Source organism: Bradyrhizobium sp. UFLA03-84 (assembly GCF_002289535.1).
Lineage (GTDB): Bacteria > Pseudomonadota > Alphaproteobacteria > Rhizobiales > Xanthobacteraceae > Bradyrhizobium > Bradyrhizobium viridifuturi.
The window spans coordinates 251528-270270 of record NZ_NSJY01000013.1 but is presented as its reverse complement, the minus strand read 5'-3'; the positions used below and the strand labels follow the sequence as shown (position 1 = coordinate 270270).

Here is an 18743-nt window from a genome sequence, read left to right as displayed (position 1 = left end):
TTCCCTGGTTATCCCTTGACGAGGGTGTCTGCGAGCAGCTTGTGGCGCGCCTTCTGTTGAATCCGCTTGGCCTCTTCAGCCGAGATATTGCCGGCGTCCTTTGCGCGCGTCGCTCCGCCGATCGCCAGCCGGGCGTGCTCGGCATCACCGTCCGGAAACGTGCGACCGGGCCCGGCAAAATCTTTCGACGGCATGTGACGCCTATCAGCAGCAGTCAGCGTGCTCATCCGAGCCTCCAATGACAAAACCCGCCGCGGGGGTGCCGGGCGGGCTGATCGATTACACCTTCCGAACAATCAAATGCCCTTCGTCCTCAAGCATTTGAGCGACGTCTCGGACCGGATTTTTGAAGGAGGAGTGAGTTGAAGACAGACTTCCGAACTCACCGGATATTTCGGGAATATCGTTGATTTGCTGCAGACTGTCAACGGCAGCATATTTTCGAGGTCGCTCCATCACCTTCTTTTCCAACTGCGCAATGATTTTCTCGTGCGAGTAAAGGCTGGCGTTCGGGTAAAGCTCGCGCGCGGCCCACTTGATCGTCATCTTCGCCGTTTCCAGATCAACGTTGAACCACTCCCCTTTCAGCCCCCGCCCAGCGCGTAGCAGGAGCGAATGGGTGTAATTCTCGATCCGAGTGGCGACGGGACGGCCAGGCGTCCACATGAGATAGTGAACTGCTTGCTTGGCGCTGCCGGATTCATCGATCTGCTTGAACCGCTGAACGATGTCGCCCGCGATGCCAATCTTCATGGGGCCGGCATTACTCTCCCCGATGACGTAAACGCAGCACGCCTTCACCTGCCTGAGGTGCTTACGCTTCCGCGGCGTGTACGCTGAAAGATCAATTGCCATTGGCCCTCCTCGCACCCTCGAAACGAGCCGCCTTGTGCTGCCCATCATGCCAACGCTTGCCGTCCTTCATCCAGCCGACGCCGCCGATCCAGACCTTGCCGTGCGGGTTAACGACCGGGTTATCCCCGGCCATAACCCTCTGGGTCATGAAGTTCGGCATGTGCGCCGGCTGCGGCTTCTCATCGAACACGGGCACGTCCATGTCGACGTCGCCGAAATGGCTGAGGATCAGCGCCACGGATCGGTCGATCCGGCTGTGGATGGTCCGCTCGCTGCAGCCCTCGCGCTCAGCCATGCGCCAAATCGGCTCATCGTTCGCCCAGGCCACGAGCCGCGGTACGCCGCCATGGTGATGCCCGAGCCACGCCAGCCAGTCCGCCACTGTCTCGGCCTGCGCAATCTCCCGGGCGGTCGGCACGATCCGCACCCGCGTTTCGTTGTAGCCGTAGGCCAAGGCGGCATCGGCCGTCGCACGATTCCAGACCTGAGAAACATTCTGGAATTTGAGCTCGCTGTCCCCGAGCGCATCCAGGACGACGATCGCGCGCTTGATAGCGACCTTGAGGGCGGCATGCTGCTGCTTCGGCGTCATTTCGTCTCCAGTCGAAGGATCATAGGAACACCATCCTTGGAATCGGCGTTATGCCTGCTCCTGTAGGGAGTTCTGCGGTGGTCACCACGATGATCTCTGCAAAGGATTTGGAGCTGGTAGCCCTTCGAGAACTTCGAAGCGTCCCCGGAGGCGAGTACATCGCTCATGTGGAGGTCGACCTCATCGCCGATGACTGGCGGCTCAATGTCACCGTGAGGGACGGTGCAGACGTCGACCGCATCCAGGACGCGGTCAAAGCAACGACCAACAGACTCAAGCAGCGGTATGTCCTGCGGCCGGACTGGTGATGTGCATAACAACATCATCGCAATGCCCTCCGATCATCCGCTTCCATTGCAGCGTCCGCCATTCGATCCAGATCGGCCGCGCTATGCTGCCCCGTCGGCGTCTTATCCAACCGGCCGACCATGAAGCCATGGCGGTAGCTGGCCGAACGATTTGCCGACGGCTCTGGGGACGTCAGGTCGTAACCGTCCCTGAAACCCTCGATCATGTCCGTGTTCGCCGGTCGCCTATCCGATGTCATTGCAGCGTCTCCCGCCGTGACGCGGCGAGCTCGGTGCCATGACGAGCCAGATTCGCGTACCGCTTCGCCTCCTCGCCCATGAACAGCACCAGCTCGCCGAACACGGCATCGCCCATCTGGTCGCGGTGCTTCTCGAATATTTCCAGCGTCATTTTCGTGGCCAGATCGCCGATCAGCGTCACCGTGTCATCCGTCCACGGCGTCGGCAGCCGGGCATCCTTAATCATCCGCAGGACCGTGAGCCCGCACAGCTCAGAGGCGTCCTGCTTCCAGTTTGGGTTTCGCTCCAGGAATTGATCTGGCGTCATGGGCCGACGGGTCCCGCTTCATCTGGCACGACGGTGCCAGGGCTGTCGTCACGAACGGGCGCGACATCGGCGATCTTCATCAGCGCAGCGATGAGCGTCGGCAAATGGGCGTGATCGATCACCACAAACGTGTCACGCTCCTCATCCCAAGCCCGTTCCTGCCTGATGACAGCTTGGCCCCAACCGTTCACGTAAACCGCTGTCGCGCGTTGATCTGGAACCACCACGTCGCTGTTCTCCACTCGCCAGTTGAACTCGTCGTCATAATCGCCGCTCACGGGTTTCCTCCGTTTGTGCTCAGAAATGCTCTGCCGTCCATCGCCTGTGCCTGGTCAGGATTGACGCCGCCGTACGCGGCCTCCCAACCGTCGTAAGGTGCGAGGGCCGGCGCGCGTGTAGTGCGCGGAAAGCTCCGCGTCATGCGATTGAGGATCCAGCTGACAGCGGCCTCGTCGTTGATCACCGCACTGTCGACGACCGGATATCGATACTCAGTGGGACTGGACCGGCGGTAGCAGGCCTCATAGCTGCCGCGGCGCTTGCCTCTGATCCAGGAACCTTGCCGATGCCACTGACCGAGTACCGGGTGCAGCCCGGCAATATCCGGCGCCGCCGCGAGGAGCTGAAGCGGATTTCTCATCTCGCCAGCTCCAAGCAGCTAAATGTGCGCCGTGGTGTGCCGTCCGCCGTCTGTTGAGCGCTACGGCGCACACGGCGGACAACGGCGCTCACGGCACAAGTTCTATGGAGTCTCCTTATGCGCGCGCGCGTATTGTAGTCAGTATAGGAAGTGCGCCGAACTGTGCCGTCTGCCGTTGGCTCGCTTCGCTTATGGATGCTCGAATTGCTCAAAATCTCGGCTCCTTGTCTTTCCAGCCATCGAGCGGTGCCCAGTATCGGTTCCCGCGCCCATCCTTCGGCAGCCGCTTCCACTGGAGGCGCTCCATGATCGCCGCGATGCGCCGCTGGTCGGCGGTGCCGATCTTCTGGGCCTCCATTTGCAGCGCATCGCGCGCGACCTCGCTGATGAGCACCTTAGTCGCTGTATCGAGATAGCGACGCACAATCGGCTCCCAGGCGTCGACCTCGAAGCGCGCTTCTTGCTCCTTGACGATGTGCTCTCGCTCGAAGTCGCCATCGGGCCACCACGTCGCGCCGGCCCGGAACTCGTGAAGAGCTTGCGCGAGGAGCTGATCACGGTCCGCTAGCAGGCTGTCAGTATCGATGCTGGTTACCTTGACCGGCCAAAAGCGCCGGCCGCCGGTCTCATCCCTGAGGTAGTCCGTCTTGTTCGTCGTCCCAATGAAGACACATTGCCGCGGCTGGATGACTTCCTTGCGCCCGTAGCTTGGCCGATATCGCTCTGTCGATCTGGTGATGAAGGCCTTGAGCGCGGTCGCGTCCGCCTTGCTGGTTGCGGCCATCTCGCCGATCTCGATCAGCCACTTCCCGGCCAGATGCTGATAAACGTCCTTCCCGCTTGAGACGTCGGGCAGATTGTCTGAAAACCACTCCCCGCCCAAAATCGCACAGACGGTCGATTTTCGGGCACCCTGCGGCCCTTCCAGGATCATCATGTAATCGGCCTTGCAACCGGGCTTGAAGATGCGCGCAACCATCGACAGCAGGAACATGCGCCCGATACCTTTGGTGTATGGTGTGTTCTCCGCGCCGAGGTAGTACGACAGCCAGATCGATAACCGGTCTTTGCCGTCCCATGTTAGGCTGTTGAGATAGTTCCGGACCGGATGGAAAGCGTTTTCCTGCGCTGCGAGATCAACAGCTTGATGCGTGATCTCCTTGCTGATCCGCGGCAGACCGGCGAGCTGCATCCATTCCTGCATCGCTGTTACATCGATGTCGGAGATCGGTCGCGGTCGCCACTGTGGATCCAGCTCGAACTCGTCCGGTTCCTGCCCGAAGATCGGCACGGGCCGAAAGAGCATCGCCGCGGAAAGCATCTCGTCGTACTTGAGCGCACCGTTGAACTCTGCCGCTGATCGGAATGCCACCATGGCATTGGCAAGGTTGGCGATGATGCGCCCCTTGTCGTCGACCATGCAGTTGGCGATCCAGCCAGGAATGCCCTCGGCGAAGTTCGGTGGCTCCATGTCATTGATAGTGTAAAAGGTCTCACTCATCGCTGAGATGCCTTCCACACGTCGTTAAAATCCGTTCCCACGTTCGGCGTGATGACCTTGACGTGGCGCCTGGCGCGCAAATAGCGCTTCGCGCATTCATTCGTCTTAAGGTCGCTCGTGGGGTCGATTTCCTTGAGAAGGGTCAACTGCGTGATCCCACGCAACACCGGGAATGCGCCTATTGCGCCGGCCGAGCCGAGCGCCCAGGCGGGCTTGAAACCGGCGTGGCGCGCCGCATGCGTGGTCTCGAAACCCTCGCCTATGGTCAGGCGGCCATCCAGACTGGCGTGAGGGTCGATCTTGATCGCGGCGCCCTTGGCGGGGCCAAGCATCTTGCGGTCGACCTTGGCACCTGTGTCGCGATCCAGGAACGTCCGGTGAATGGCTACTGGCTCATCAGACAAGATGCTGCGCATCAGGCACACCATCCCCGGCAAGCGCCTGAACTGGTCGTATTTCAGGCTGCCGTGGAAGCGCACCACGCGCCCGGCGATATCGGTGCCGAGCTCGAGACCACGCTCGTTGCGCAGATAACCCTCCACGATCGTGCCGACGGGATCGACCGATTGCTGCCAAATCTGGAGAGCCCAATCCTTGTTCTTATCGTTCACAATGCTGGCGCCCGTGTTCACGACCACCGACAAAGGTGCCCGGCGCCGCTCCTGCTCCTGCTCACCCCTGAACGAGCCGAGACCCAGCGCATCTCGGACAAAGTCGCGGCACTCGATCGGATCGTCACCGGCGTGGCTGAACACCACGAACCCGGCTGGATATTTGGAGCCGATCTTGATCGACAACGATCTGTCAGTCTTGCTGTGCCCGGGTCCTGGGACATTGACGGCATCGCGGCCGATGACGTCTCCGCCCATGATTTTCGCGATTTGACGAGGGTCGAGTGCCGTCATTCCGGCTCCTCGTACTTCTGAAACTCGCCGCACCAAAACTCACAGTAGACACGCGGCCACAGTTCCGAGCTCTCTGCATCGGTGTTGCCCGGATGTCGCGGAGCATGCCGCCGACACTCTCCGAACTCGGTCTGGCGTGGGTGTTGTTCGTAGAACCGACAATTGTCGCAAGCTGTCATTTCGCGTCCTGCTCCAATGTCGGATCAATCCAGAGCGCAAGGCGCTCGAGCCCTTTGGCACCGGCAATACTCGCACGCAGCAATGCCTTAGCGATGGATCGGCGAGCTCGCTGCTTCCAGGAGACGTTCGAGCCGTGCAATTCGGTTTCGAAGTTCGGAAAGTTCATTCTCTGTCCCGGTGGCGTGCGGCTCGACGAGCGCGCGCAATTGTTCGACTTCTTCCGCACGCAAACGCACGCGATCGTCCCGATACCAAACATCCCGGATGCGACCCGCAGACCAGCCGGTCAGCTTGCGCTGCAGGCGATGCAGCACAGCCTTGATCGACTCGTCAGCGTGGCGAGCACCTGCGATCTGCCGAAGCAGGCCCGCGGCCTCGTCCAACGTCGCTGCACGCCCCACCATTTTTTTATTCCGTGAAAGCTTGTCGGATTTTTCCGAAGCCATCCGTGGTTCTCCTGTCTCTCGAAAGGAGATGCCCACGGATGGCTTGGGTACACCTAACGCAACATACGCAACGCATACTGGACGCTATCGACCCGTCGTCGCTGTCTGGAAAACTTGACGACGTGTCGAAATGGAAACGCAGGCGCAGCGATCATGCGCGCACCTCAGAAGGATCTATCGATGAAGGCTCAGAGGCATCGCCGTCAGCCGGCACCACGGACGCGCCAGCTTCACCTGGCTCTTGCGATCGCGCGGTATCGGGCGTGGGACGCTGATCTGATCGAGAGGCACGGACCGCTGTATTATCGGCGGATGGGGTTTTCGGTGCATTGAGCAGGCTGTCAGCTGCTGACAGCACCCGGGCCCATGTCTTAACGGAAGGACTCGTTTCCCCCTTCTTCCATCGCGCCCAGTTTGAAGGAGCCAGGTCGGCCCGCTTCAAAATCGAACGAATTGAGATCGAGCGCGGTGCCGCCGCCTGCTCAATACGGGCAATTTCGGAAGTGAGGTCCATAATGCGCAATATAGCGCATTCGCTTCGGGATACAAGCGCGAAAATGCGCCTTCTAGTTCCGGGCACTCATGGTATTGTGCGCAATAATGCGCCTTGAGTATCGACATGCCCCTAGACGATCTTCACCAGCACCCATTTGACCACATACGGATGCCCTCTGAGCCATCTCTAGAAGGTCTACGGGACTGGATCCTAAAAGTTAGCACATACCTGGACATCACGCCTACCGAGCTCGCCCGGGCCGCGGAGGTTGCCCCTTCTACAATCAACAAGTTTATCGCGGACACGACCCAGACCAAGGGAATGACCGCAAAGACCCTTCAAAAGCTGATTAAAGCCGCATCTAAGATCAACAGCGATAAATTCTCTGAGGCCTACGCAGGTCGCCGCACGGAAGAGCAGCTATCCGACCCTACGGGCTACTCCGTCGTAAATGTCCGCGTCGGATCCGCGCTACGGGCTGGATCCTATAAAACCAGCCATTTGTGGCCCGTCCGATCGCAGTTTTTCGTCTCGATTTTGCTTCCGAATGCGCTTCACACCGGCGGCGGCCGAGAAGAATCGCTAAAGCCTCACGGGCTCCTAGGAATGGTGGTTGCCGACCAGCACGCAGAGGGAACGTTCCCGCACGGCACCGTGGTGATTTGCTCGCGGCTCTTCAATCATCTTGAAATCGGCGACTACGTCGTGATCTCTCGGCGCGATGATACAGGGAATACAGAGCTAACCATCCGAAACTTCGTCGTTAGTCCGAAGGGAGACATGTGGCTCTCGTCGCGGGCAGAGCCGGTAGCAAACCGACCGCCCGACATTTATGCAGGGCGCGCCCCTTTTGAGGTGAAATACACCCGGCACGAGAAATTCACACTTTCCCCACCGCCCGAATATGTTATTGAATATATTATAATTTCGGCGATTCAGCCTTATAATGAGAGATTTGAGGAGCTCAAATTTCCTGACTGATGCGCATTTTAGCGCTTGATGTATGCGCAAAAAAGCGCATTATGCGTCCCGTCATCACGACGGGAGCTATCAATGGCACGCCTCACCCTCGGCACCGCTCAGATCATCCAGCAGCCGAACGGCTCTGTCCTCCTCCGCTACATGACGCAGGGCTCCTTCCTGGTCGGCGAGCGCTTCTATTCCAGCGAACAGGCCGCACTCGACTTCTGCCGCGACCGCAGCCTCCGCGTCCTCGGTTGAGGTTCACCGATGACTGTTCGCTCCCAGTCCATCAAGCTGATCGGCATCGACGGCCGCTTCGTCGAGACAGGCCACGTCGTGATCGAAGTCGGCGCCGGCTATCCCGAGCTGGTGATGCTCGACGGCGAGCCATTCATCGCGACCGGTGACCGGCCGGCAATCCCGGATCCGACGATCCCGCTCCAATACCGCAAGGTGCGTCCCTTCCGCTTCGTGCGGAAGGCGCTGCCGTGATCAACCAACTTTCAACAAGGGGCATATGGCAATGACACAGGTTAACACCAGCGAGCAGGCCACTCAGGCAGCAGTCATCGACTTCGCGCAAATCGACAAGCCGCGCTCGACGCGGCGCAGCGTGAAGAGGCGTCCGGCTCATCCAGACGCCGATCTGATCGAAAACTGCATCGAATGCGCGATGCAGATCGCTGCCGGTAAGGCGCCATACAAGATCGACCCGACCGATTCCGAATTTGCGGCATTGAGTGACGACATCTCCCGATCCCGTGCCGATCGGGCGCTTCGCGCCGCCCTCGATCTGAGCCCGACCACATTGGACGGACTTCGCGCGAAGGCCGGCCTTGTCGAGGCGATCATGGACGATCTGTCGAATTTCCCGGGCGACATCCAGCTTGACGAGTTGCAGAGCGCATTGGTGCTCTCGCTTGTGAAAGACGTCATCCATTTTCAAAGAGCAGCAATGATCGCGAAGACATCGCACCTGCCTTTCATCACGATGGCCAAGGAAGAAAGGGTCTAACATGCTTCAGGCAGATCACAACGTGATGGCGCCCGGCCATCTTGCCATCGGAAAGCCGATTAGCAGCGGCAACGCACCGCCCGTCATCGTAGCGGCTGCAAAGGCGGTGCCGGAGCCAAGCACTGCGCTCAAGAAGCAGAAGTCCTTCGCGGAAATTTTCCATCAGGAATATGGCCCACTTGCCGCAAGGATCGTGCGAGCAACCCGCAAAGCCCGGAATGGCGTCAAGACAGCGCCAGTGGTCTTTGCCGATGCCAGGAAGGCCTACAGCAACTTCGCTGCAGCGAAGAAACGCCTCGAGCTAATGCACGCCCAGCTGCCTGAAAACAGACGGATCGCCTATCCCACGGTCCGCTTAAGCCAAGCTGCGAACCACGAAACCAGCTTCGCTTCGGAAATCATCCGTTATTGCGACAGATGGATCGAAGAAAAGCGCGCGAATGGCGAAGGACCGATAAACATTCGGTACGTGAAGGAACGGAAGATCGCGCTGCTGAAAGAACTCAAGAGCGTCACGGCTTCTGTGATCGAAGATCAGCGGCAGTCCGGTTTATGGGCATTGCGAATCGAGGCCGCAGCGCGCCGGAGCGCCTTGGATAGCCTGCTCTTTGAAGCTTCCAGCACCAAGCTCGTAACTCGATCGGATTGCCAGGAAGCAGCTCGCTTCCTTTGGTCTCTCGCGCGAATGGATTGCGGACCGTCTGTAACCTGCTCCCTCAATCCATACCAAGTCGCTTCACTCAGCAGGCGTCTCGCAAATCGGCTTGCGGAACTGGGAACACGATAATGTCGATCCCGATGTCAACGCCCACTGACGTCGGTATGGCGGACGCGGCGTCCTGTGCCCCCAGGGAGTCGCGTCCGTCCCTCCTCTTTTCATTCGGTCCGGTGATCGAGACGGTTGGATTTGTAGTCTTCATGGCCTGTCTCATTCTCTTGGCCGCGTCGGCCTGGTGGGAGCGGAGATGACCAAGCAAGTCGCCCTTCCCCCGACCTTGGCGCCGAGGCTGATTGGCCGAGATGCAGCGGCTGCTTACGTGTGCGTTTCCCCGACCTTGTTCGATCAGCTCGTCCAGAATGGCACGATGCCGGCGGCAAAGCGGTTGACAGATAACCGGAGTGCTTGGGATGTTCGGGAACTCGATATCGCCGTCGACCACCTTCCTCGAAAGGGCGGCGTTGTCAGTTTCCCAGATGACTTCGGATGGACAGATGCGCCGCCGGTTGCCGCCCAACGTTGAACGCAACGTCGTCAAGGGGCACGCTTATCTCTCATATCGTGTGGGGAAGGGCCCTCGTACCAAGCTTCCCGACGATCCAGAATCCGACGAGTTCAAGCTCGCCTATGCTGCAGCAGTGACCGGCGAGGTCAGCGCGCGACCCAAGATCCGCACGGATACTCCACGATCAATCGGAGCGCTGATCACTTCCTATCTCGACAGCGAGGGTTTCCGGTCACTCGGCGATGGGAGCAAGTCCGGCTATCGCAGCCGCATGGACCAGATCAAGCGGGACCACGGGCACCGCTCCGCCACCGGCCTGACGAAAGAGCGCATTGAGGACGTGATCCTCAAGCCGCTGTCCAACCGCCCAGGCGCAAAGATAGACACCCTCAAGAAGCTCCGCATCCTGATCCGCCATGCGAAGGAAGATCTGAAATGGATCGACCGGGATCCGTCAGAAGGCATCAAGCGCGGCAAGTCGAAGGAGATTCGCGCTTGGACTGATGCCGAGATGGCAGCCTTCGAGAAGCGCTGGAAGTTCGGAACCAAGCAGCGCGCAGCCTACGAGCTCATGTTGAACGTCGGCACCGCGCGCGTCGACACGCATGTCACGACCTGGATACAGGCCGACGCGCCCGACTTCGAATACACCAGACGCAAGACTGGTGTCGCTGTTGCGGTCGCAAAAGCGATATCGCTTAAGAAGGCGCTCGACGCACTGAAGCGCAAGCACGTCTGCATCATCACAACCGAGTACGGGAAGCCGTTCACCGTCGACGGTTTCAGCGGGTGGATGCGCGACGCAATGGACAAGGCAAAGCTGCCGCTCGATTGCCGGCCGCACGGCCTGCGCAAGACGTTTGGCCGGCTGCTCGCCGATGCCGGCGCGACGGCTCACGAGATCATGGCGGCGATGGGCCATCTCACTCTTGCTGAGGCTGAACGCTACACGCGCGAGGCCGATCGGCGCCGCGGCGGTCGACGTGCGATCGTGAAGCTCGAGGACCACAAGGCGAACAGAACTCCCCAAACCAAATCTGCGAGTTTGGGGAAATCGACAAAAAGGTGAGAGAGATCAACGCGCGGAGGGCCGGGCTGGCGCTCCCTAGGGGAATCGAACCCCTGTTTCAGCCTTGAGAGGGCCGCGTCCTAACCGCTAGACGAAGGGAGCGTTGAGGGACAGGCAATAGCCTTGAAATCCCCCCGCCGCAAGGTGCCTTGTGCATTGCGGCGGGGATTTTGTCATCCATGCTTACCATGCCGTGCCCATGGTTTCGGCACGGCAGCAGCCCGGGAACGCCCCTGCGCCCCGCGGGACCCCAGCGTCGCATCCGCACGGATACAGCGATTGCGGTCGCCGATTGCATGACGGCCACCTCCGGCTGTCATGTCTCGATCGTGCGCGGCCCTGCTTTCGCCAAATGGAAATGCAAAACACCTGGCTGTGAAGTCACTCGCCGCCTTGCTCTGCTAACATCTCATCCCTTTCACCACGCTGCGCCGGGCAAGGCGCTCGAGAAGCAAGAGGAGTGCTTGGAACAAAGCGCAGAACCTTGGCGCACGGCAATTTGGCTCACCAACATCTTCACAAACATCTTGGCAAAACAAACATCAGCGCGGCCGCAGGCGATGGAAGACGTTCCGCACCTCGCGCCGCAACCGGTCAATAGCTTAGGCAGAGCGAGGACAGACCATGATCAAACTAAAAATCAACGGCCAGGAACAGAATTGGGACGGCGACCCGGATCTTTCGCTGCTCTGGTATCTGCGTGACGAAGCCGGCCTCACCGGCACCAAGTTCGGCTGCGGCCAGGCGCTGTGCGGCGCCTGCACCGTGATCATCGACAAGGAGGCGGTGCGCGCCTGCATCACCTCGGTCTCCGACGCGGCCGGCCGCGAGGTCACCACCATCGAGGGGCTGCATCCGACCGGCGACCATCCGGTGCAGAAGGCGTGGCGCCAGGTCAATGTTCCGCAATGCGGCTACTGCCAGGCCGGCCAGATCATGCAGGCCGCGGCGCTCTTGAACCAGAACCCGAAGCCGAACCACGACCAGATCCGCGAAGCCATGTCGGGCAATATCTGCCGCTGCGGCTGCTACCAGCGGATCGAGAATGCCGTGCATCTCGCATCGACGGGGGTGTGACATGAATATCCGCACCAATCCGAACAGACTTCGCGGCTTCGAGAAGCACGCGAAGGTCGAGAACCTGTCGCGCCGCAGCATCCTCAAGGGGCTCGGCATCGCCGGTTCCTTCGTGCTCGCAGCGCCCGTGATGACGCGCCAGGCGTTCGCCTATGAGACCGGCGCCGGCAAGATGCCGCACGGCGTCGTGGTCGATCCGCGCGTGTTCGTCGCGATCGCGCCCGACGGCGTCGTCACCATCCTGGCGCACCGCTCCGAGATGGGCACCGGCGTCCGCACCAGCCTGCCCTTGATCGTCGCCGAGGAGATGGAGGCCGACTGGTCGCGCGTCCATGTCCAGCAGGCGCATGGCGACGAGGTCAAGTTCGGCAACCAGGACACCGACGGCTCGCGCTCAACGCGGCACTATCTGATCCCGATGCGCCAGATCGGCGCCGCCGCGCGCACGATGCTGGAAGCCGCCGCCGCCAAGAAATGGGGCGTGCCAGCGAGTGAGGTGAAAGCGCAGAACCACGAGGTCGTGCATTCCGCGAGCGGCCGCAAGGCCGGCTTCGGCGAACTCGCCGCCGACGCCGCCAAGGAGCCGGTGCCCGACATCAAGACCCTCAAGCTGAAGGATCCGAAGGACTTCCGCTATCTCGGCAAGGGCCAGGTCTCGATCGTCGATCTGCACGACATCACCACCGGCAAGGCGCATTACGGCGCCGACACCCGCCTGCCCGGCATGAAATACGCCGTCATCGCCCGTCCGCCGGTCACCGGCGGCAAGGTGAAGTCGTTCGACGACGCTGCGGCTATGAAGGTGCCGGGCGTCGAGAAGGTGATGGAGGTCAAGGGCTGGCCCTGGCCGTCCAAGTTCCAGCCGCTCGGTGGCGTCGCCGTGATCGCGCGCAACACCGGTGCCGCCATCAAGGGCCGCGACCAACTCAAGATCGTCTGGGATGACGGCGCCAACGCCAAGTACGACTCGGTCACCTATCGTGCCTCGCTCGAGGAGGCCGCGCGCAAGCCGGGCCTCGTGGTGCGCAAGGAAGGCGATGTCGATGCGGCGCTGAAGAGCGCCGACAAGGTGATAACAGGCGAATATTACCTGCCGCATCTCGCCCATGTCAGCATGGAGCCGCCGGTCGCGGTCGCCAATGTGACGGGCGACAAGGCCGAGATCTGGGCGCCGGTGCAGAGCCCCGGCGGCACCCGCGAGGATGTCGCCAAGACGCTCGGGATCCCCGAGGACAATGTCACCGTCAACGTGACGCTGCTCGGCGGCGGCTTCGGCCGCAAGTCGAAATGCGACTTCGCGCTGGAGGCGGCCTTGCTGTCGAAGGAACTCGGCGCGCCGGTCAAGGTGCAGTGGACCCGTGAGGACGACGTCCATCACGACTTCCTGCACACGGTCTCGGTGGAGCGGATCGAGGCCGGTCTCGACAAGAGCGGCAAGGTGATTGCGTGGCGGCACCGCAGCGTGGCGCCGACCATCGCTTCGACCTTCGCCGCCGGCGCCAATCACGAAGCGCCGTTCGAGCTCGGCATGGGCCTGATCGACAACCCGTTCGAGATCGCCAACCTGCAGTGCGAGAATCCGGAAGCCGCCGCGTTCACGCGGATCGGCTGGTTCCGCTCGGTGTCCAACATCCCGCGCGCCTTCGCGGTGCAATCCATGGCCGCGGAGATCGCGCATGCGACGAACCGCGACCAGAAGGACATGCTGCTGGAGCTGATCGGATCGCCGCGGATCGTCAATCTGTCCTCGGTGAAGGATCCCTGGAACTACGGCGAGCCCTATGAGAGCTATCCGATCGACACCGCGCGGCTGCGCAAGGTGGTCGAGCTGGTCGCCGAAAAGGGCGAGTGGGGCCGCACGGTGCCGAAGGGCCACGGCCTCGGCATCGCCGTGCACCGCTCGTTCGTCAGCTACATCGCGACCATCGTCGAGGTGGCAGTCGACGACAAGGGCAAGTTCACGGTGCCGCGGGTCGACACCGCGATCGATTGCGGGACCTACGTCAATCCGGAGCGGATCCACTCGCAGATCGAAGGCGCTGCGATCATGGGGTTGAGCCTCGCCAAATACGGCGAGATCAGCTTCAAGGACGGCAAGGTGCAGCAGAGCAATTTCGACGACTTCCCGGTGATCCGGATCGACGAGTCGCCTGCGATCACCAACGTCTACATCGTGCCGCCCGGCGCCGACACGCCGCCGAGCGGCGTCGGTGAGCCCGGCGTGCCGCCGTTCGCGCCTGCGCTGATCAACGCGATCTTTGCCGCCACCGGCAAGCGCATCCGCGCCCTGCCGATCGGCAAGCAACTGGAGATCTGACGCAGGAACGTTCGGCGAAGCTGGCGGTTCTCATCGACATTCTCGGGAGGAGATCGATGAGAACCCCGCCTCAAACATTCGGGACGCTCGCGGCAACCCTGTCCGCGGGCGTCTTTCTTTTTGCAGCACAGGCGTTCGCACAAACAGCTTCGCCGCCGAGCACGACGGCAACGCGCCCGGCCAAGGTGCTGCCCGACCAGAGCTCGGTTCCGAGCAACGGCCCACCATCGACCACCGACCAAACCACCGGTGAGGCCAGTCGTGATCCGACGATCAAGAAGATGAATGACGACGAGAAGCGGAAGGTCGACGAGAAGGGAAAATAGCCGAATGGGCGGACCGGGAAGCGGCGGTCTCCCCAGCCGCCGCTTCCCGATCGCATCGCCCCCTGTCGGTCGAACCCGAAAGCCGATCAAACCAAACAGCCCGAGCTTCGGTCCTGATTTGGTCAGAACCGAGGCCCAGGTCGTGCGCTACTTCTTGTCGAGCGCGAACACCCAGATCACGCCGCCTTGCGGGACGTTGTTCTCGAAGCCCTTGACCTTGCCGGCCAACGCATCCTGGATGCGCTGCGCGTCGACGCCCCAGCCCGACTGGACCGCGATGTACTGCGTGCCATCGACCTCATAGGACATCGGCATCGCCATGATGCCGGAGTTGGTCTTCTGCTCCCACAACAGCTCGCCGGTCTTGGCGTTGAAGATGCGGAAGGCACGGTCGTTGGTGCCGCCGGCGAGAACCAGATCGCCCGCGGTTGCCGTCACCGCGCCGAACAGCTGCGACGTCTTGTAGTCGTGCTGCCAGACCTTCTTGCCGGTGGCCGGATCCCACGCCTGCAACTCGCCGAAATGATCGGCATTCGGCGCGGGGATCAGTCCAATGTCTTCAGGCTTGGTGCCGAGCCAGAGCTGGCCGGGAACCAGCGGCTGCTTCTCGCCGGTGAAGCCGCCGCAAAAGTTCTCGTTGGCGGGAACGTAGACCAGCTTGGTGTTGGGGCTGTAGGCCGCCGAGGGCCAGTCCTTGCCGCCCCACAGCGACGGACAGAACTCGACCCGCTTGCCGAGCACGGGCTTGTGGTCGGGATCGAGGATCGGCCGGCCGGTCTCGGCCTCGACACCCTTCCAGACATTGGTCTTCACGAACGGCCAGCCGGCGACATAGTTGATCTTGTCCGGCTTGCGCTCCAGCACCCAGAAGATCGCGTCGCGGCCCGGATGCACCAGGCTCTTGAACGACCGTCCGTCGCGCTGCATGTCGATCAGCATCGGCGCATCGACCTCGTCCCAGTCCCAGGAATCGTTCTGGTGATACTGGAAGTGGGTCTTGATCTTGCCGGTGTCGGGATCGAGCGCGAGCACCGAGCTGGTGTAGAGGTTGTCGCCGGGATGCATCGAGCCCGGCCACGGCGCGGCGTTGCCGACGCCCCAATAGACCGTCTTGGTGTCCTTGTCGTAGGTGCCGGTCATCCAGGCCGATCCGCCGCCCGACTTCCAGTCGTCGCCGCTCCAGGTCTCGTGGCCGGGCTCGCCTTCGCCGGGAATGGTGAAGGTGCGCCACAGCTCCTTGCCGCTGTTCGCGTCGAACGCGGCGACATAGCCGCGCACGCCGAACTCACCGCCGGAGCCGCCCACGATCACCTTGCCGTCGACGGTGAGCGGCATCAGCGTCATGTACTGACCCTTCTTGTAGTCCTGGACCTTGGTGTCCCAGACCACCTTGCCGGTCTTGGCGTCGAGCGCGACGACATGGTCGTCCGTGGTGGCGAGATAGAGCTTGTCCTCCCACAGGCCGACGCCGCGGCTGGTCGGATGCAGCTGGAACAGATCGTCGGGAAGCTGCCGCTTGTAGCGCCAGTATTCTTCGCCGGTCTTGGCGTTGAGCGCGATCACCTGCCCCATCGGGGTCGCGACGAACATCACGCCGTTGTTGACGATCGGCGGCGCCTCATGGCCTTCGATCACGCCGGTCGAGAAGGTCCAGGCCGGCTTGAGGTCTTTGACGTTGGATGTGTTGATCTGATTGAGCGGACTGAAACCCTGTCCGTCATAGGTCCGGCGATAGAGCATCCAGTTGCCGGGTTCGGGATTTTCGAGGCGGGCAGACGTCACCGGACTGTAGTTTTCGATCGGCCCCGCGACGGCATAGGTCGAAATGAGGCACGTGAATGCGACACAACTCGACAGTAACCACTGCTTGCTTGTCATGAGATGCTACCTCCCTGCTCTGTTCTATTTTTTCAGTTTTATTTAGATCATGCAGAACTCCCGATGTGGTCTCATCCTCCCTGCTGAGCACCCACCTTTCCGACGAATGGCGCTGCGACCGTGATCGCGCCGTCGGCAACCGTCAGCGGCAATGCCGCGAGGCGACGTGGCGCCGGCCCGAACACGACCTGCGCATCCTGCCGCGGATCATATTCGGAGTTGTGACAGAGACATTTCAGAACGTTCTTGTCGCCCTGATTTTCCTTCACCCAGGCGGTGATCGGACATCCGGCATGCGAGCAGATGACGGAGTAGCAGACGATGCCGTCAGGCGCGCGCGCACGCGTGGCGTCGTCGAGCTCTTTCGGATCGAGCTTGACGAGCACGACCTCGTTGAGCCGCGAGCCCTTGCGGACGACTGAAGTCTTCGGGTCTCTCGGCCAGGCGCGGATCGGCGGCCCGCCCAGCGTCAGATCATCCGACTTGATGACCTCTCCGGCCTTGTCGCCTTCGGCGCGCACCAGCTGATCGGCTTTTTGCGGTCGCTCACTGGCGCCCGGCTGATCTTCATCGTCGGCGGCTGCGGGCTCGATCGCGGCGAGACAGGCGCAGCCCGCGAGCGCGGTCAACACCGCGCGGCGCGTCGGATCGGTGCACGACCCCACTGCATCGGATTCACCGGACTGTTCGATGGAAGCGCTGGGGTTGGATTGCTGCATGGCGCAAGCTGAACGTGCAACTCGGCCGAAAAGATGGCGGCACACCTTCTCGATGCGCGAACGCTGGCGCAAAAACTATGCAGAATATGCTTTGCAGCTTTTGGTTGATCGAGCGCGCGGCTTCGCGATTGCGAGCGTCAGGGCTCGTTGACGAAGCTCAGCCTGCCGGCAGGTTTCAGCGTCTTTGCATCAAATGTGCGGATCTCTGTTGCACCGCCTATATCAAGCGTAAGCACCAGCCGGTCGCCGGCGACGGCGGTCGCGACGATGCGGGCGCCCTTCGGCAGCGCAGCAGTGACATCGGAGACCGAAACAGGGCTTCCCTCGCTGCGATAAAGGCGGTAGCCGATGGCGATCAACACGACGGCCACGGCCAATGCCGAGGTCAGGCCCGCGATCAGCATCATGCGCCGCACCCGCGCGATCAGCGCGGCCTGGTCGGGGGTCGGTTCGGTCACAGCGGTCTCGGTCATCACAAGGCTCTATATCTTTGCAAGTTAGTTCGCAGCAGATCTCATCGAATGGCGGTCGGAAGCTGGAGGTCATCGTCGCGGGCGACGAGGGCTCGGCCCGGCTTGACCGCGTGCTCGCACAGCGCACTCAGGAGCTGTCACGGTCCCGGCTGAAGGCGCTGATCCTCGCCGGTTCCGTGACCGTCAAGGACGCCGTCGTCCGCGACCCCGCTTATCATGTCGCCACGGGCGATACGATCATAATCGACGTGCCGGAGGCCGCGCCTGCCGAGCCGAAGGGTGAGGACATCGCGCTCGATATCGTGTTCGAGGACGACGACATCATCGTCATCGACAAGCCCAGGGGCCTGGTCGTGCATCCGGCGGCCGGCCACGCCACGGGAACACTGGTCAACGCGCTGATCTCCCATTGCGGCAGCAGCCTGTCCGGCATCGGCGGGGTCAAGCGGCCCGGCATCGTGCACCGGCTCGACAAGGACACCACGGGCCTGATGGTGGTCGCCAAGAACGACCAAGCCCACCAGTCGCTCACCGCGCAGTTCGCCGACCACGGCCGCACGGGGCCGATGGAGCGCGGCTACATGGCGTTCGTCTGGGGCGTGCCGAACCGGCCGCACGGCACCATCGATGCGCCGATCGACCGCCACCCGCATGCCCGCGAGAAGATGGCGGTGCGCCAGGGCGGCCGCGAGGCGATCACCCATTTCGAGGTGCTCTCGAGCTTTGCCGGCCGCGACGGCAAGCCGGTCGCCTCGCTGCTGGCCTGCCGGCTCGAGACCGGGCGGACCCATCAGATCCGGGTCCACCTCGCCCATCTCGGCCATCCCCTGATGGGCGATGCCGTCTACGGCCCGCACTTCAAGACCAAGGCCGGCCATCTCGGGCCGGAAGGTAAGGACGCACTTACCGCCCTCGACCGGCAGGCGCTCCACGCCTATCTGCTGGCTTTGGAGCACCCCCGCACCGGGGAACTTTTACGCTGGGAGTCGGCCCTGCCGGAGGATTTGCTTCTCCTGGAACGGGCGCTGACAGCGGCGGTATGACGCACCCCTTCCGGAAAAATCCCGTTATGACAATAGGTTATACCTGCCACACGGGGACGTGACGTCAGCAATCCTTCCCTATCACGGACCGTTTAGTGTATGTTGCACCTGCGCTGAATATCCAGCGCGGAACATCGCAGCATGGCCGGCTTTAACCCAGCGGCCACCTG

At 61.9% G+C, this 18743-nt stretch carries 25 protein-coding genes and 1 tRNA gene; 12 read left to right on the top strand and 14 right to left on the bottom strand.

Going from position 1 to position 18743, the window contains the following annotated elements:
- Window positions 1-8: 8 nt before the first annotated feature.
- From CK489_RS15380 to CK489_RS15370, 3 genes are read right to left on the bottom strand one after another with little or no spacing between them, the layout of a single operon-like run.
- On the bottom strand, window positions 9-227 hold the full coding sequence (locus CK489_RS15380) for a hypothetical protein (RefSeq protein ID WP_143278160.1): 219 nt from the start codon (window positions 225-227) through the stop codon (window positions 9-11).
- A 52-nt stretch (window positions 228-279) separates the two neighbouring features.
- Entirely contained in the window at window positions 280-855 is a 576-nt protein-coding gene (locus tag CK489_RS15375) for a GIY-YIG nuclease family protein (protein WP_158226447.1), read from the bottom strand.
- The gene (locus tag CK489_RS15370; RefSeq protein ID WP_095732842.1) at window positions 845-1447 is read right to left on the bottom strand and encodes a DUF6362 family protein; all 603 of its coding nucleotides are present in this window, start codon (window positions 1445-1447) and stop codon (window positions 845-847) included. Before CK489_RS15370 ends, CK489_RS15375 begins: the two co-directional genes overlap by 11 nt.
- Window positions 1448-1524: 77 nt before the next feature.
- On the opposite strand from CK489_RS15370, the gene CK489_RS15365 reads away from it, so the two are divergent.
- Window positions 1525-1755 (top strand): hypothetical protein, encoded by a 231-nt coding sequence (locus CK489_RS15365; RefSeq protein WP_198960932.1) that lies wholly within the window; start codon window positions 1525-1527, stop codon window positions 1753-1755.
- Between the two features lie 14 nt (window positions 1756-1769).
- Here CK489_RS15365 and CK489_RS15360 read toward each other — a convergent pair whose 3' ends face one another.
- The 7 genes from CK489_RS15360 to CK489_RS15330 all read right to left on the bottom strand — a co-directional run bounded on the left by CK489_RS15360 (window position 1770) and on the right by CK489_RS15330 (window position 5974).
- Entirely contained in the window at window positions 1770-1961 is a 192-nt protein-coding gene (locus CK489_RS15360; RefSeq protein WP_095732840.1) for a hypothetical protein, read from the bottom strand.
- A gap of 29 nt (window positions 1962-1990) precedes the next feature.
- Entirely contained in the window at window positions 1991-2302 is a 312-nt protein-coding gene (locus tag CK489_RS15355) for a hypothetical protein (RefSeq protein ID WP_095732839.1), read from the bottom strand.
- On the bottom strand, window positions 2299-2580 hold the full coding sequence (locus CK489_RS15350; protein WP_095732838.1) for a hypothetical protein: 282 nt from the start codon (window positions 2578-2580) through the stop codon (window positions 2299-2301). The genes CK489_RS15355 and CK489_RS15350 overlap by 4 nt, the downstream gene beginning before the upstream one ends.
- Window positions 2577-2942 (bottom strand): hypothetical protein, encoded by a 366-nt coding sequence (locus CK489_RS15345; RefSeq protein WP_095732837.1) that lies wholly within the window; start codon window positions 2940-2942, stop codon window positions 2577-2579. The genes CK489_RS15350 and CK489_RS15345 overlap by 4 nt, the downstream gene beginning before the upstream one ends.
- 208 nt (window positions 2943-3150) lie before the next feature.
- Entirely contained in the window at window positions 3151-4443 is a 1293-nt protein-coding gene (locus tag CK489_RS15340) for a virulence-associated E family protein (RefSeq protein WP_245350384.1), read from the bottom strand.
- Window positions 4440-5348 (bottom strand): DUF7146 domain-containing protein, encoded by a 909-nt coding sequence (locus tag CK489_RS15335; protein ID WP_095732835.1) that lies wholly within the window; start codon window positions 5346-5348, stop codon window positions 4440-4442. The genes CK489_RS15340 and CK489_RS15335 overlap by 4 nt, the downstream gene beginning before the upstream one ends.
- Before the next feature lie 266 nt (window positions 5349-5614).
- Window positions 5615-5974 carry a hypothetical protein gene (locus tag CK489_RS15330; protein WP_245350383.1) on the bottom strand — a complete coding sequence of 120 codons (360 nt, stop codon included), beginning with the start codon at window positions 5972-5974 and terminating at the stop codon, window positions 5615-5617.
- A 619-nt stretch (window positions 5975-6593) separates the two neighbouring features.
- On the opposite strand from CK489_RS15330, the gene CK489_RS15325 reads away from it, so the two are divergent.
- The 7 genes from CK489_RS15325 to CK489_RS15295 all read left to right on the top strand — a co-directional run bounded on the left by CK489_RS15325 (window position 6594) and on the right by CK489_RS15295 (window position 10740).
- Complete coding sequence (locus tag CK489_RS15325; protein WP_143278159.1) at window positions 6594-7451, top strand: hypothetical protein; 858 nt, start codon at window positions 6594-6596, stop codon at window positions 7449-7451.
- Between the two features lie 72 nt (window positions 7452-7523).
- Window positions 7524-7691, top strand: a complete 168-nt coding sequence (locus CK489_RS41345) for a hypothetical protein (RefSeq protein ID WP_158226446.1) — start codon at window positions 7524-7526, stop codon at window positions 7689-7691.
- Window positions 7692-7700: 9 nt separating this feature from the next.
- On the top strand, window positions 7701-7925 hold the full coding sequence (locus CK489_RS15320; RefSeq protein ID WP_095732833.1) for a hypothetical protein: 225 nt from the start codon (window positions 7701-7703) through the stop codon (window positions 7923-7925).
- Window positions 7926-7950: 25 nt separating this feature from the next.
- Window positions 7951-8448: a hypothetical protein gene (locus tag CK489_RS15315; protein ID WP_095732832.1), complete on the top strand. Its 498-nt coding sequence runs from the start codon at window positions 7951-7953 to the stop codon at window positions 8446-8448.
- Window position 8449: 1 nt separating this feature from the next.
- Entirely contained in the window at window positions 8450-9235 is a 786-nt protein-coding gene (locus CK489_RS15310; RefSeq protein WP_095732831.1) for a hypothetical protein, read from the top strand.
- A 178-nt stretch (window positions 9236-9413) separates the two neighbouring features.
- Window positions 9414-9689, top strand: a complete 276-nt coding sequence (locus CK489_RS15300; RefSeq protein ID WP_198960931.1) for a helix-turn-helix transcriptional regulator — start codon at window positions 9414-9416, stop codon at window positions 9687-9689.
- Complete coding sequence (locus CK489_RS15295) at window positions 9661-10740, top strand: tyrosine-type recombinase/integrase (RefSeq protein WP_095732829.1); 1080 nt, start codon at window positions 9661-9663, stop codon at window positions 10738-10740. Before CK489_RS15300 ends, CK489_RS15295 begins: the two co-directional genes overlap by 29 nt.
- 27 nt (window positions 10741-10767) lie before the next feature.
- On the opposite strand, the gene CK489_RS15290 is transcribed toward CK489_RS15295, so the two are convergent.
- A tRNA-Glu gene (locus tag CK489_RS15290) sits at window positions 10768-10842 on the bottom strand.
- A gap of 522 nt (window positions 10843-11364) precedes the next feature.
- On the opposite strand from CK489_RS15290, the gene CK489_RS15285 reads away from it, so the two are divergent.
- From CK489_RS15285 to CK489_RS15275, 3 genes are read left to right on the top strand one after another with little or no spacing between them, the layout of a single operon-like run.
- The gene (locus CK489_RS15285) at window positions 11365-11817 is read left to right on the top strand and encodes a (2Fe-2S)-binding protein (RefSeq protein ID WP_050628086.1); all 453 of its coding nucleotides are present in this window, start codon (window positions 11365-11367) and stop codon (window positions 11815-11817) included.
- Window position 11818: 1 nt separating this feature from the next.
- Window positions 11819-14134 carry a xanthine dehydrogenase family protein molybdopterin-binding subunit gene (locus CK489_RS15280; protein ID WP_095732828.1) on the top strand — a complete coding sequence of 772 codons (2316 nt, stop codon included), beginning with the start codon at window positions 11819-11821 and terminating at the stop codon, window positions 14132-14134.
- 56 nt (window positions 14135-14190) lie between these two features.
- Window positions 14191-14460, top strand: coding sequence for a hypothetical protein (locus CK489_RS15275; RefSeq protein ID WP_095732827.1), 270 nt, complete (start codon window positions 14191-14193; stop codon window positions 14458-14460).
- A 147-nt stretch (window positions 14461-14607) separates the two neighbouring features.
- On the opposite strand, the gene CK489_RS15270 is transcribed toward CK489_RS15275, so the two are convergent.
- The 3 genes from CK489_RS15270 to CK489_RS15260 all read right to left on the bottom strand — a co-directional run bounded on the left by CK489_RS15270 (window position 14608) and on the right by CK489_RS15260 (window position 17530).
- Complete coding sequence (locus tag CK489_RS15270) at window positions 14608-16338, bottom strand: methanol/ethanol family PQQ-dependent dehydrogenase (protein ID WP_050628903.1); 1731 nt, start codon at window positions 16336-16338, stop codon at window positions 14608-14610.
- Between the two features lie 71 nt (window positions 16339-16409).
- Window positions 16410-17057, bottom strand: coding sequence for a QcrA and Rieske domain-containing protein (locus tag CK489_RS15265; protein WP_095732826.1), 648 nt, complete (start codon window positions 17055-17057; stop codon window positions 16410-16412).
- Window positions 17058-17194: 137 nt separating this feature from the next.
- Entirely contained in the window at window positions 17195-17530 is a 336-nt protein-coding gene (locus CK489_RS15260; RefSeq protein WP_095732825.1) for a hypothetical protein, read from the bottom strand.
- Window positions 17531-17592: 62 nt separating this feature from the next.
- On the opposite strand from CK489_RS15260, the gene CK489_RS15255 reads away from it, so the two are divergent.
- Window positions 17593-18573, top strand: a complete 981-nt coding sequence (locus CK489_RS15255) for an RluA family pseudouridine synthase (RefSeq protein ID WP_095733649.1) — start codon at window positions 17593-17595, stop codon at window positions 18571-18573.
- The last annotated feature ends 170 nt before the right edge of the window (window positions 18574-18743 follow it).